This window comes from Chitinasiproducens palmae (assembly GCF_900095735.1).
Taxonomy (GTDB): domain Bacteria; phylum Pseudomonadota; class Gammaproteobacteria; order Burkholderiales; family Burkholderiaceae; genus Chitinasiproducens; species Chitinasiproducens palmae.
The window spans coordinates 156,118-170,001 of record NZ_FNLO01000010.1 but is presented as its reverse complement, the minus strand read 5'-3'; the positions used below and the strand labels follow the sequence as shown (position 1 = coordinate 170,001).

Genomic DNA, 13,884 nt, shown 5'->3' with positions numbered 1-13,884 from the left:
GGTCCGCGTCACGAACGCGGACCGCTGCCTCATCGCGGAGGGCCTCAGGCTGCCTTGAGGCGGTCCATCTGAGCGATCAGCTTCTCAAAGATGGTCTCATATTCTGACAATCTTTTCTGCTCTTGTTCGACGACTGCCGCCGGCGCGCGCTCGACGAACGACGCGTTGCCCAGTTTGCCCCGCGCCTTCGCGATTTCGCCTTCGAGCCGCTTGATTTCGCGCCCCAGCCGTTCGCGCTCGGCGGCGACGTCGATCTCGACTTCGAGCGCGAGTTTGAACCGGCTGACCACCGCCAGCGGCGCGCCAGAGGCGCGCGCGTCCAGCGCGGCCTCGTCGTCGAGGATCGCCACTTCCGACAGACGGGCAAGCGCACGCACGTAGGGCGCGAATTCTTGCAGCCGCGCGGTGTCGCCGCTGGCCAGCAGCGGCAGGCGTTGCGACGGCGGCAGGCTCATCTCGCCGCGCAGATTACGACATGCATCGATGACCGACTTCAGTTCGGCCACCCACGCTTCAGCAGCCGGATCGATCTTTTCCGGCACGCTGCGCGGGTAGGTCTGCGTCATCAGCGACGCCGGCGCGTTGTCCGCGTTATCCGCCTTGTCCGCGTTATCCGCGTGATCGGGATAGCGCCCGGCAAGCGGCGCAACCTTCTGCCAGAGCGCTTCCGTGATGAACGGGATGATCGGATGCGCCAGCCGCAGAATGGTTTCCAGCACGCGCAGCAGCGTGCGGCGGGTGGCACGCTGCTGCGCGGCGCTGCCGGTCTGCAACTGCACCTTGGCCAACTCGACATACCAGTCGCAGTACTCGTCCCAGACGAAGCGATACAAGGTGCTCGCGATGTTGTCGAGCCGGAATTCAGTAAAGCCTTTCTCGACCTCGGCTTCGACGTGTTGCAGCAGCGAGGTGATCCAGCGATCGGCCGACGAAAAGTGCAGCGTGCCTTCCGGACCGCAATCGCCGACGCATGCGCCGACGCCGCAATCGTGGCCTTCGCAGTTCATCAGCACGAAGCGCGTCGCGTTCCACAGCTTGTTGCAAAAATTGCGATAGCCCTCGCAGCGGGCCAGATCGAAATTGACATTGCGTCCCAGCGTGGCCATCGACGCGAAGGTAAAGCGCAGCGCGTCGGTGCCGGTCGCGGTGATGCCTTGCGGATACTCCTTGCGTGTCTTCTTTTCGATCGACGCGGCCTGCTTCGGGTTCATCAGGCCGGTCGTGCGCTTTGCCACCAGGCGTTCGACGTCGATGCCGTCGATGATGTCGATCGGGTCGAGCGTATTGCCCTTCGACTTCGACATCTTCTGGCCCTCCGCGTCGCGGACCAGACCGTGCATGTAGACCTGGCGAAACGGCACCTGGCCGGTGAAATGCGTGGTCATCATGACCATGCGCGCCACCCAGAAGAAGATGATGTCGAAACCGGTGACGAGCACCGACGACGGCAGGAAGTGCTTCAGTTCCGGCGTCTGCTCGGGCCAGCCCAGCGACGAGAACGGCACCAGCGCGGACGAGAACCAGGTGTCGAGTACGTCCTCGTCGCGACGCAGCGGTCCGTCGAAGCCGGCCGCGCGCGCCTGCACTTGCGCATCGGCCTCGCTGCGCGCCACATAGACACGGCCTTCGGCGTCATACCAGGCCGGGATCTGGTGACCCCACCACAGTTGCCGCGAAATGCACCAGTCCTGGATGTTCTCGAGCCACTGGTAATACGTCGTGCTCCAGTTTTCCGGGATGAACGTGATCTCGCCGCTGCGCACCGCATCGAGCGCGACCTCGGCGATCGAGCGGCCGGGGTTCAGCGTGCCGGCCGGCGCCGGCTTGCTCATCGCGACGAACCACTGGTCGGTGAGCATCGGTTCGATCGCGACGCCGGTGCGGTCGCCGCGCGGCACCATCAGGCGGTGCGCCTTCGTCGCTTCCAGGCGTCCAGCCGCTTCCAGGTCGGCCACGATGCGCTTGCGCGCTTCGTAGCGGTCCAGGCCGCGGTAGCAGGCCGGTGCGTTGTCGTTGATCCGCGCGTCGAGCGTCAGGATTTCGATCTGCGCCAGGCCATGGCGCTGGCCGACCTGGTAGTCGTTGAAGTCATGGGCCGGCGTGACCTTCACCACACCGGTGCCGAATTCGCGGTCGACGTAGGTGTCCGCGATGATCGGAATCTCGCGATCGCAGAGCGGCAGGATCACATGCTGTCCGATCAGGTGCGCGTAGCGCTCGTCCTCCGGATGCACCATCACGGCGACGTCGCCGAGCATGGTTTCCGGACGCGTCGTGGCCACCGTCAGCGTGCCCTCGCCATTCACCAGCGGGTAGCTGATGTGCCACAGGTAGCCGTCCTCTTCCTCGGACACCACCTCGATATCCGAGACGGCGGTCAGCAGTTTCGGATCCCAGTTCACCAGGCGCTTGCCGCGATAGATCAGTCCCTGCTCGTACAGACGCACGAAGACCTCGGCGACCGCGCGCGACATCTTCTCGTCCATCGTGAAATATTCACGCGACCAATCGATCGAACTGCCCAGCCGGCGGATCTGTCCGGTGATCGTCGAGCCGGACTGCTCCTTCCACTGCCACACGCGCTGCACGAACGCGTCGCGGCCAAGATCGTGGCGCGATTCCCCGGCAGCGTCCAACTGACGTTCGACCACGATCTGGGTGGCGATGCCCGCGTGGTCGGTGCCCGGCACCCACAGCGTGTTGTCGCCGCGCATGCGGTGGTAGCGGGTCAGCGCGTCCATGATCGTCTGGTTGAACGCATGGCCCATGTGCAGCGTGCCCGTGACGTTCGGCGGCGGCAACTGGATGGAGAAATCGTCCCGCGTCGGATCGAGGGTAGGGCGGGCCAGGCCGCGCCGCTCCCATTCGGGTCCCCAGTGCGCTTCGATGGTCTGCGGGTCGAAGCTCTTGGCCAGGTTGGAGTCGCTGTCGCTCATAGTTTCTTGGAAATGCCGCGATAAAACCGGAAACCTCCGATTATACGTTTCGTCCTGTCGCAAAAGCGCCGATCCGGCGCCAAACCGCCGCGCCCGCCGCGCGCCGGCAAGGCTTGACGGCGCGGCGCGGCCACCGTGCAGCGGCGCGCCGCACCGGTCAGCGGGCGGACGCGCCTATAATGAGCGACGTTGCCGAGCGCCGCTGCGTCGCGATCGGCCCGGTACCGCCAGGATCGGCGCGCGATGTGCTGCGGTTGCGCTGTGCCGTTCCGGCGCCGCTGTGGTGCTTGCCGTGGTGCGCGCCGCCGTGTGCGCCGCCGTGTGCGCCGTTGAGCGCTGTCGTGCTGTGTGCGCGAGCCCGCGCCGACGCCGTACCGTTTTTGCGCCGTTTTTGCACCGTTTGTGCGCCTACCCCGCGCCGGTGCCGCGATCGCTGCGTGTGGCGCGTCCTTCGACGATGTTGGCCTGCCGCGCGCTTCGCCGGTGCCACGCGCGGTGCGGTGGTCCGGCTGGCCAGCGGTCGGCCTCGGAACCGGCGAACGCGTCATGTCCGCCTCGCACGCCCCCGTGCCCTTATATGCCTTTGCGATGCCTGACCTGCTTGCCAACCTGAATCCCGAACAATACGCCGCGGTGACCTTGCCCGATGAATCGGCGCTGATCGTCGCCGGCGCCGGCAGCGGCAAGACGCGTGTGTTGACCACCCGCATTGCCTGGCTGATCGAGGGCGGCCGCGTCAGCCCGTCCGGTATCCTGGCGGTCACCTTCACGAACAAGGCGGCCCGCGAGATGATGACGCGGCTCGGCGCGATGCTGCCGATCAATACGCGCGGCATGTGGATCGGCACCTTCCACGGCCTGTGCAACCGGCTGCTGCGCGCCCATCATCGCGACGCCGGCCTGCCCAGCGCGTTCCAGATTCTGGACAGTGCGGACCAGCTCTCGGCGATCAAACGCCTGCTGAAGGCGAACAATATCGACGACGAGAAGTATCCGCCGAAGAACCTTCAGTACTTCATCAACGGTGCGAAGGAAGAGGGCCTGCGCGCGTCGCGGGTCGATGCGAACGATGCGTTCAACCGCCGTTTCGTCGAGTTGTACGCGATGTACGAGAGCCAGTGCGAACGCGAGGGCGTGGTGGACTTCGCCGAGCTGCTGCTGCGCTCCTACGAGCTGCTCGACTCGAACCGCGCGCTGCGCGCGCACTACCAGCAGCGTTTCTCGCACATCCTGGTCGACGAGTTCCAGGACACGAACCGCCTGCAGTATGCATGGCTGAAGCTGTTGGCCGGCGAGCACAGCGCGATCTTCGCGGTGGGCGACGACGACCAAAGCATCTATGCGTTTCGCGGCGCCAACGTCGGCAACATGCTCGACTTCGAGCGCGAATTCGCGGTACGGCACCGGATCAAGCTGGAGCAGAACTACCGCTCCCACGGCAATATCCTCGACACCGCCAATCACCTGATATCCCGCAATTCGCGCCGGCTGGGCAAGGATCTCCGCACCGATGCCGGCGCCGGCGAACCGGTGCGCGTCTACGAGGCCGCCACCGACCAGCAGGAAGCCAACTGGATCGTCGACGAGATCCGGGCGCTGCTGGACCAGGGAATGTCGCGCAGCGAGATCGCGATCCTCTACCGCAGCAATGCCCAGTCGCGCGTCGTCGAACATGCGCTGGTCGCGGCCGGCGTGCCGTACAAGGTCTATGGCGGCCTGCGCTTCTTCGAGCGGCAGGAGGTCAAGCACGCGCTCGCGTACCTCAGGCTGATCGACAATCCGGACGACGACACGGCCTTCCTGCGCGTGGTCAACTTCCCGACGCGCGGCATCGGTGCGCGCTCGCTGGAACTGCTCAGCGACACGGCGCGGCTGCACCAGTGTTCGCTGGCCGCGGCCGCACCGCTGCTCACCGGCAAGGCCGGCGCCGCGGTGGCCAGCTTCATGCGGCTGATCGAACAGGTGCGCGCGGAAACGGCGCCGTTGAACCTGCCGGAGACGGTCGAGCACCTGCTCGCGGCAAGCGGACTGAACACGTACTACGAACAGGAACGGGAAGGCCAGGAACGGCTCGAAAACTTGCAGGAATTGGTGAACGCGGCAGCCGCCTTCGCCGCCGAGGAAGGCTATGGGCGGGACGTGCCGGCGCGCTCGCTGCCGATGGCGCCGGGCGCGAGCGCAGCGCCGGCGCTGACCGACGACAGCGATGCAGTCGAGGTGATCGATGCGGGTGCCCCGCTCGTGCGTCAGATGACGCCGCTCGCCGGCTTTCTGTCGCATGCGTCGCTGGAGGCGGGCGACAATCAGGCGCAAGCCGGACAGGACGCGGTGCAGCTGATGACGGTACACGCCGCCAAGGGCCTCGAGTTCATGGCGGTTTTCATCAGCGGGCTGGAGGAAGGGCTGTTCCCGCACGAGAACAGCGCGGTCGAGATCGATGGCCTGGAGGAGGAGCGGCGCCTGATGTACGTGGCGATCACGCGCGCGCGCGAGCGCTTGTACCTGTCGTTCGCGCAGAGCCGGATGCTGCACGGCCAGACCCGCTACAACGTACGGTCACGTTTCTTCGACGAACTGCCCGCCGACACGCTGAAGTGGCTCACGCCCCGCATCGAGGCCGGCGCCCGTTGGGGCGGCGCACGGGACAACGCGGGCTGGGGCCGGGACTGGTTCGCGCCGCCGAGCCATATCGAGACCGCGCTGGCCGACAAGCAGCGGGCCGCGGATACGGGATACCGCACCGGTCAGACCGTGTTCCACAACAAGTTCGGCGAAGGCACGATCATTGGCCTGGAAGGCAGCGGCACCGATGCGCGTGCTCACGTGTCGTTCCAGCGTCACGGCGCGAAATGGCTGTCGCTGGCCGTGGCCAAGCTGCAGATCGTCGATTGACCGACCAGGTGGCGGCGGACGGGCCGCCGTGATCGGCCGCGACGCCGCTGCGGTCAGCGTCGCGGCGGTGGCCGGCGCGAGGGGCGGCGGCATTCGAGGCGTGCCGGTCGGGGCAGGCGGAACGGCCGCCCAGGTGCTTTCGTGCTTCGGGACTTCGGGCTCGGGAGTCCAGGCTCGGGGGGCGGACGACGCCGCGGCGAGTCAGGCCGGCACGTTCGGAAAGCCGTCCATCTCCGGGCCTTCGAAGCAGCCCAGGTAGGTCGCATAGAACGAGCAGAACAGCATCGTGGTCAGCACCAGCGAAAACGGGATCATCAGCAGCGTCGGCAGCGTCGCGCCGCCCAGCAGCCGGAACAGGATCGCGACCGCCAACGACACGACCAGCATCAGCGCGAGCCACAGCAGGCCGTAGACCACGAACGCCGCCCTGTTGCGCCACACCGCCAGCCAGCTGATATAGATTGCCTGCCGCACACCGGTGTCGTGCCAGGCGCTGAGCACCGGCGCGAACCAGAACAGCATGCCGACCGGGATCATCAGCAGCATGAACAGCACGATCGGCCACATCGACGGCAGTTCGCCCTCCTTGCCCGTCGGCGCATCGACCGGCAGGACGTCGGCAAGGATGTCGCTGTTGATCGCGGCCGCGACGGCCAGCACGACGGTCGAGCAGACCAGATAGACCAGACCCATCCACAGCAAGCGGCGGCGCGCCAGTGCGCCGTGCTCGCGCAGGCCGGAAAGCAGCGTCAACGGTCCGATCCGCTTGCCAAGCAGCACGTCGCGGCACGCCGCCATGAAGCCGACGGACACGGCCGGCACCAGCAGCATCGTGAGCAAGTGTCCGACGAGCGGCATCGCCGACAGCAGGCCGACCACCAGCAGATAGGAGAAGAAGGTCAGCAGCATGCCGGCCGGATTGCGCCGGAAGATCGTCAGGCCCTGACGAAACCACTGATAGCCTTCCTTCGCGGGAACCTGTTTCAGATGCATGGCGTCGTGTTTCTGTTCGGCATGAGCAGGGAGGGAGAGCGGGCGGGCCAGATCACGCAGTCAGCGGCCGCGTTGGCGGATGCGCGATGCGTTCGCGCAGGATGCGCTCGAAATGACCCGGGTCGTGCGGGGTCAGCAACGCCGCGGCGCGCGGCCGATGGAAATCGTACAGGCGCGAGACCCAGAAGCGCAGCGCGGCGGCGCGCAACATCGTTGGCCAGTGCCGTGCCTCGTCGGTGGTGGCGGGCCGCACCGCCTGGTAGGCGCGCAGCAGCGCGTCGAGGCGCACCGCATCGAGTGCGCCGTTCGCCAGATCGATGCACCAGTCGTTGGCCGTCACCGCGAGGTCAAACAGCCATTTGTCGTTGCCGGCGAAATAGTAGTCGAAGAAGCCGCCGAGCCGCGGCGGGGCATGATCGTCCTCGACGAACAACGCATTGTCTCGGAACAGATCGCAATGACATGGTCCGCCCGGCAGGCGCGCATAGTCGGCGCTGGCGAAGAACGCCTGCTGTGTCGCGAGTTCGGCATCGAGCAGCCTGCGCTCGGCGGGCGAGAGGTGCGTGTGCAAGGCCGGCGCGACGGACAGCCACCAGTCGAGACTGCGCAGGTTCGGCTGCGCCAGCGCGAAGTCCCGTCCGGCGAGATGGGCGCGCGCGAGCATGGTGCCGACCTCGGTGCAGTGCCGCGCGTCGGGCGCGAGCTGTGCGCGGCCGGCCAAGCGCGTGACGATCGACGCGGGCTTGCCTGCCAACAGGCCGAACAGCGCGCCGTCGCGACGTGGTATCGGGTCGGGCACCGGCACGCGGTGCGACGCCAGATGCCGCATCAGTTCCAGGTAGTACGGCAGTTCGTGTGCGGCAAGCTTCTCGAAAATGGTGAGGACGTAGGCTCCCGCCGTGGTCGTCAGGAAGAAGTTGCTGTTCTCGATGCCGGAGGCGATGCCTTCGAACGACAGAACGTCGCCGAGCGAATAGTCGGCGAGCCAGCGACGCAGTTCAGCGTCGCCGATGGCGGTGAAAACGGCCATGCAGGGAGCGGCGCGGGCGCGGTTAAGGGCGGAACGGGAACGGGTGCGCAGGCCGGGCGGCTATCGCCCGGGTCTGCGCCTGGCGGCGTCAGTAGCTGAGTCGTACCGACGGCAGGCGGTTGTTGCTGGTCGGGCCGCTGTTCTGCACACGCGGCGAGATATCGCTGGGCGCCGACATTTGATAGCGCGTCCCGAAACCCGATTGCACGTCGATCTCGGTGGCCTTGCCCCGATCCCGGTATTCGGTGACGGCCGTGCCGCCGGCACTGCGCGTGTAGAAGCTCGGCTGACGTTGCACGTTGAGCTCGACACCGCTCTTGCCGCCCGCGTCGCGGCGATTGACCTGATCGAGGTCCGGCAGGCCGGCCGCCTCGTTGGCGGCGCGTTCCGATGCCGCGGCATTCTGCGGCGCGCTTGGTACGGCAGGCGCGGCAGGCACGGTACCGGCACCGACCGCCTGGGCGATGGCGGCAGTGCTGGCGAACAGGGTGCCGGTCAGCAGGGCGGCGGCCATCGTCAATTTCATGGTAGTTCTCCGGAGGTGGGCCGATTCTACCAAATGGCGTCACGCGTCGGCACATTCGATAGCCGTGAACGCGCAGGGTGTGCGAAACGCCGCGGATCCCGCGTCATCGGGCCAGGCTTAGAATGTGGCACGACGCCGATCCAGCCGGCGGTGAGCGCCGGCGGCGCACGGATATAACGAAGTGGGGAAACAATGAGCAAGACGAGCAGCGAGGCGGCAAAGTTCTACGACGATCCGGTCGAGGCAGTCGCGCGGGTCGCCGAAATCTACGAAGCCAACACGGCGACGCTGCGCGAGGCCTTCGCGCGTTTCCGGGCCGGCGAGCCGCCGCGCACCGGCATCCGCGCCTGCTATCCGTATATCAGGATCACCACCGATTCGAGCTTCCACGTCGACTCGCGCCTGTCCTACGGCTTTGTCGCGGGCGCGGGCACCTTCGAGACGACAGTGACGCGGCCGGATCTGTTCGGTGACTATTACCGCGAGCAATTGCGGCTGATCAAGCGCAACCACCCGCCGACGCGCATCGAGGTCGGTGAATCCGAGCAGCCGGTGCCGATCCATTTTGCGTTTGCCGAAGGCATCCATCTCGAAGGCGAACTCGATCAGGCGCGCCTGCGCGCGATGCGCGACATCTTTGATACGCCCGATCTGGCCACGCTGGATGACCGCATCGTCAACGGCACGTGGGAACCGGCGCCGGGCGAGAGCCGGCCGCTGGCGCTGTTCACCGCGGCGCGGGTCGACTTTTCGCTGCACCGCTTGCGCCACTACACCGCGACTTCGCCGCAGCATTTCCAGAACTACGTGCTGTACACGAACTACCAGTTCTACATCGACGAATTCGTCGCGCTCGGGCAGCGGCTGATGACCGCCACCGACGATCCGGAAGAACGGGCCTACCGCGCGCAGTACGTCGCGTTCGTCGAACCGGGCGATCGGGTCACGCACAACGCCAATCTCGGCGAGCGCGTGGGCGAGGGCGCGGCGCCGCCGCGCCTGCCACAGATGCCGGCCTACCATCTGAAGCGCGCCGACGGTTCCGGGATCACGATGGTCAACATCGGGGTCGGCCCGTCGAACGCGAAGACGATCACCGATCACATCGCCGTCCTGCGGCCGCACGCGTGGCTGATGCTCGGGCATTGCGCCGGCCTGCGCAACACGCAGCGGCTGGGGGACTATGTGCTGGCGCACGGCTATGTGCGCGAGGACCACGTGCTGGACGCCGACCTGCCGCTCTGGGTGCCGGTGCCGGCGCTGGCCGAGGTGCAGGTGGCGCTGGAGCAGGCCGTCGCGCAGATCACGCGCCTGGAAGGCGTCGAACTGAAACGCATCATGCGCACGGGCACCGTCGCCACGGTCGACAACCGCAACTGGGAGTTGCGCGACCACCGCGAGCCGGTGCAGCGTCTGTCGCAAAGCCGCGCGGTCGCGCTCGACATGGAAAGTGCGACGATCGCCGCGAACGGATTCCGTTTCCGGGTGCCTTACGGCACATTGCTGTGTGTGTCCGACAAGCCCTTGCACGGCGAACTGAAACTGCCCGGCATGGCCGACAGTTTCTACCGCAGGCAGGTCGAACAGCACCTGCAGATCGGCGTGCGCGCGATGGAGCTGTTGCGCCGCGACGGTCTTGAGAAGCTGCACAGCCGCAAGCTGCGCAGCTTCGCCGAGGTGGCGTTCCAGTGACCGCGGCGCGCTTCGTTTACAGGTAGAACATGTCGTCGTCCTGCGCCTTCACCGGCTTCTTCTTGCCGGCGTCCTGTTTTTCGTAGAAGCGCAGGACCGCGTCGCGCACCTCGTCCGGGTCGTCGATCACCTGGATCAGCTCCAGGTCGTGCGGCCCGATCAGTTTCATCGCGAGCAGTTCGTCGCGGAACCAGTCGAGCAGTCCCTGCCAGAACGTCGTGCCCACCAGGATGATCGGCACCAGGCGTGACTTCTTCGTCTGGATCAGCGTCAGCACCTCGCTCAGTTCGTCCAGCGTGCCGAAACCGCCCGGCATCACGATCACCGCGTCCGAGTTCTTCACGAACGTCACCTTGCGCGTGAAGAAGTGCCGGAAGCGCAGCATGATGTCCTGGTAGCGGTTGCCGGACTGTTCATGCGGCAGTTCGATATTCAGTCCGACCGACGGTGCCTGGCCGCCGTGCGCGCCCTTGTTGGCCGCTTCCATGATGCCGGGACCGCCGCCGGAGATCACCGCGAAGCCCTCGTCGGACAGTTTTCGGGCAATCTTCTGCGCCAGCTTGTAGTACTTGGTGTTTGGCTTCAGGCGTGCCGAGCCGTAGATGCTGACGGCTGGCCGTATCTCCGACAGGTACTCCGTGGCCTCGATGAACTCTGCCATAATCGTGAACAGCTGCCACGATGCGCGCGCTTTCATGGCCGTCGCGCGGTCTTGATCTGCGAGCGAACGCAGACTCGGAATCACCTTTCTTTTCGTCATATGTCGGTAAAACAAATCCTGCAGGGCAAAACCCTGTTGCTGGTAGACGGGTCGAGCTATCTGTATCGGGCCTACCATGCGATGCCCGATCTGCGCGGGCCCGACGGTGAACCGACAGGCGCGCTGTACGGGATGATCAACATGCTGCGGCGCCTGCGGCGCGAGTATCCGGCAGAGTATATCGCGTGCGTCTTCGACGCCCGTGGCAAGACATTCCGGGACGATCTCTACAGCGATTACAAGGCCAACCGGCCCTCGATGCCGGATGATCTGTCGCGTCAGATCGAGCCGATCCATCACACCGTGCGCGCACTGGGCTGGCCTCTGCTGTCGATCGAAGGCGTGGAGGCGGACGACGTGATCGGCACCCTGTGCACGCGCGCGGCGGAAGCCGGCATGAACGTCGTCGTGTCGACCGGCGACAAGGATCTGGCGCAGCTCGTCAACGAACGCGTGACGCTGGTGAACACCATGTCGAACGAGACGCTCGACCCGGCCGGCGTCGTCGCGAAATTCGGCGTGCCGGCGGACCGCATCGTCGACTACCTGTCGCTGGTCGGCGATACCGTCGACAATGTGCCGGGCGTCGAGAAATGCGGGCCGAAGACCGCGGTCAAGTGGCTGGGTCAATACGGTTCGCTCGACGGCGTGATCGAACACGCCGAAGCGGTGAAGGGCGTGGTCGGCGACAACCTGCGGCGGGCGCTGGACTGGCTGCCGATGGCGCGGCGTCTGGTCACGGTCCGCACGGACTGCGATCTGGCGCCGCATCTCGAATCGATCGAGGCGTCGCTGCATGGCCAGCCCGAAGCGCGCGATGAGATGCGCGACGTCTACAACCGGCATGGTTTCAAGACCTGGCTGCGCGAGCTCGAAGCCGAGACGCAGGGCGAGGAGGGCGCCTATCCGGCCGACAGCGGCGTGCCGCCGGCCGCCACCGTCGACGTGCCGCGCCATTACGAGCTGGTGACCGACTGGCCGACCTTCGACGCATGGCTCGAACGAATCGAGCAGGCGGAGCTGACGGCGTTCGACACGGAAACCACGTCGCTCGACGCGCTCAAGGCGCGCCTGGTCGGGCTGTCGTTCTGCGTCGAGCCCCACCATGCCGCGTACGTGCCGGTCGGGCACGTGGGTCTGGGCGACGACATCCAGTTGCCCTGCGACGAAGTCCTGGCGCGCCTGCGGCCGTGGCTGGAAAATCCGGCGCGCGCGAAGGTCGGCCAGCATCTGAAATACGATGCGCATGTGCTCGGCAATTACGACATCAAGCTCGCCGGGATCGCGCATGACACGCTGCTGCAATCCTACGTGCTCGAGTCGCATCGCAATCACGACATGGACGGGCTGGCGCAGCGCCACCTCGGCATCAAGACGATCACCTATGAGTCGCTGTGCGGCAAGGGGGCGAGCCAGATCGGTTTCGAGCAGGTCGACCTCGAGCGCGCCTGCGAGTATGCGGCCGAAGACGCCGACGTCACACTGCAGCTGCATCGCACGCTGTTTCCGCAGATCGAGGCGGAAGCGGGCTTGCTGCGCGTCTACCGGGACATCGAGTTGCCGGTCGCGCGCGTGCTGCAGGTGATGGAACGCAACGGCGTCCTGATCGATCGCGATCTGCTGGGCCGCCAGAGCCACGAGATCGGCAAGCGCCTGATCGAGCTGGAGGCCGAGGCGTACGACCTGGCCGGCGGCCCGTTCAATCTGAATTCGCCGAAGCAGATCGGTGAGATTTTCTTCGGCAAGCTCGGGCTGCCAGTCGTCAAGAAGACGCCGAGCGGCACGCCGTCGACGGACGAGGAAGTGCTGCAGAAGCTGGCCGACGACTACCCGCTGCCAAAGCGGCTGCTCGATTACCGCGCACTGTCGAAACTGAAGTCGACCTACACGGACAAGCTGCCGAAGATGATCGATCCGGCGTCCGGGCGCGTTCATACCAATTACGCACAGGCGGTGGCGGTGACGGGGCGGTTGACTTCGAACGAGCCAAACCTGCAGAACATTCCGGTGCGCACGGCCGAAGGGCGCCGCATTCGCGAGGCGTTTGTGGCCGGGCCGGGCAATGTGATCGTCTCCGCCGATTATTCGCAGATCGAATTGCGCATCATGGCGCACATCTCGGGCGACGCGAATCTCCTCAAGGCCTTCGCCAGCGGCGAGGACGTGCACCGTGCGACGGCCGCGGAAATCTTCAGCGTCGCGCCCGACGCGGTCGAGACCGAGCAGCGGCGAGTGGCGAAGACGATCAATTTCGGGTTGATCTACGGCATGAGCGCGTTCGGACTGGCGTCGAACCTGGGCATCGCGCGCGACGCGGCCAAGGTCTACATCGACCGCTACTTCGCCCGTTATCCAGGCGTTGCGCGCTATATGGAGGAAACGCGGATCCGGGCGCGCGCGCAGGGCTATGTCGAGACGGTGTTCGGACGGCGCCTGTGGCTGCCCGAAATCAATGGCGGCAACGGCCCGCGCCGCCAGGCGGCCGAGCGGGCCGCGATCAATGCGCCGATGCAAGGCACCGCGGCCGACCTGATCAAGCTGTCGATGATCGCCGTGCAGGACTGGCTCGAGGCGAGCGGGTCGCCCGCCCGGCTGGTCATGCAGGTGCACGACGAACTGGTCCTCGAGACGCCCGCATCGGTGCTCGACGAGGTCAAGGCGCGGCTGCCCGCGCTGATGTGCGGCGTGGCCGAACTGAAGGTGCCGCTGCTGGCGGAGGTGGGTGTCGGACCGAACTGGGAACGCGCACACTGAATCGTGCGCGGTCGGGTGGACGTCGCGGCAGGCGCCTGGACTGCGGGATACATCGCGGCGGCGCGGCGCCGGTTGCCCGGTTCGTCAGTGAACGGAAACGAAAACGGAAGCGAAAGCGGAAGCGGAAGCGGTCAGGACGGGTGCGACAGGCCCGCCCAGTCTTGCCACGCTCGCGTTTGCCTGCGCCCACGGCTTGCAGGCGCGGCGGGGACAGCGACCACGGCGACCACGGCGGACATGGCAGGCATGGCAGGCATGGCAGGCATGGCGGCACCGCCGTCATGCCTGCCGTAGTGCGCGG

Annotated in this window: 8 protein-coding genes; 3 read left to right on the top strand and 5 right to left on the bottom strand. The window is 66.4% G+C overall.

From position 1 onward, the window contains the following. Positions 1 to 44 precede the first annotated feature (44 nt). A complete protein-coding gene (locus tag BLU54_RS16560; protein WP_091910807.1) occupies positions 45 to 2,936 on the bottom strand; it encodes a valine--tRNA ligase in 2,892 nt (963 codons plus the stop codon). 588 nt (positions 2,937 to 3,524) lie between these two features. On the opposite strand from BLU54_RS16560, the gene BLU54_RS16550 reads away from it, so the two are divergent. Then, on the top strand, positions 3,525 to 5,828 hold the full coding sequence (locus tag BLU54_RS16550) for a UvrD-helicase domain-containing protein (RefSeq protein ID WP_091910977.1): 2,304 nt from the start codon (positions 3,525 to 3,527) through the stop codon (positions 5,826 to 5,828). 201 nt (positions 5,829 to 6,029) lie between these two features. On the opposite strand, the gene BLU54_RS16545 is transcribed toward BLU54_RS16550, so the two are convergent. The 3 genes from BLU54_RS16545 to BLU54_RS16535 form a co-directional block, all read right to left on the bottom strand. Further along, the gene (locus tag BLU54_RS16545; RefSeq protein ID WP_091910803.1) at positions 6,030 to 6,821 is read right to left on the bottom strand and encodes a BPSS1780 family membrane protein; all 792 of its coding nucleotides are present in this window, start codon (positions 6,819 to 6,821) and stop codon (positions 6,030 to 6,032) included. 52 nt (positions 6,822 to 6,873) lie between these two features. Beyond that, positions 6,874 to 7,851, bottom strand: coding sequence for a homoserine kinase (locus BLU54_RS16540; protein ID WP_091910801.1), 978 nt, complete (start codon positions 7,849 to 7,851; stop codon positions 6,874 to 6,876). An 88-nt stretch (positions 7,852 to 7,939) separates the two neighbouring features. Further along, positions 7,940 to 8,377 carry a hypothetical protein gene (locus tag BLU54_RS16535; RefSeq protein WP_235837996.1) on the bottom strand — a complete coding sequence of 146 codons (438 nt, stop codon included), beginning with the start codon at positions 8,375 to 8,377 and terminating at the stop codon, positions 7,940 to 7,942. 192 nt (positions 8,378 to 8,569) lie between these two features. Between BLU54_RS16535 and BLU54_RS16530 the strand changes: the two genes are divergently transcribed. After that, entirely contained in the window at positions 8,570 to 10,069 is a 1,500-nt protein-coding gene (locus BLU54_RS16530) for an AMP nucleosidase (protein WP_091910799.1), read from the top strand. Between the two features lie 16 nt (positions 10,070 to 10,085). Here BLU54_RS16530 and BLU54_RS16525 read toward each other — a convergent pair whose 3' ends face one another. Continuing rightward, on the bottom strand, positions 10,086 to 10,829 hold the full coding sequence (locus BLU54_RS16525; protein WP_091910797.1) for an LOG family protein: 744 nt from the start codon (positions 10,827 to 10,829) through the stop codon (positions 10,086 to 10,088). On the opposite strand from BLU54_RS16525, the gene polA reads away from it, so the two are divergent. Next, on the top strand, positions 10,830 to 13,583 hold the full coding sequence (gene polA, locus BLU54_RS16520; protein ID WP_091910795.1) for a DNA polymerase I: 2,754 nt from the start codon (positions 10,830 to 10,832) through the stop codon (positions 13,581 to 13,583). Positions 13,584 to 13,884 lie beyond the last annotated feature (301 nt).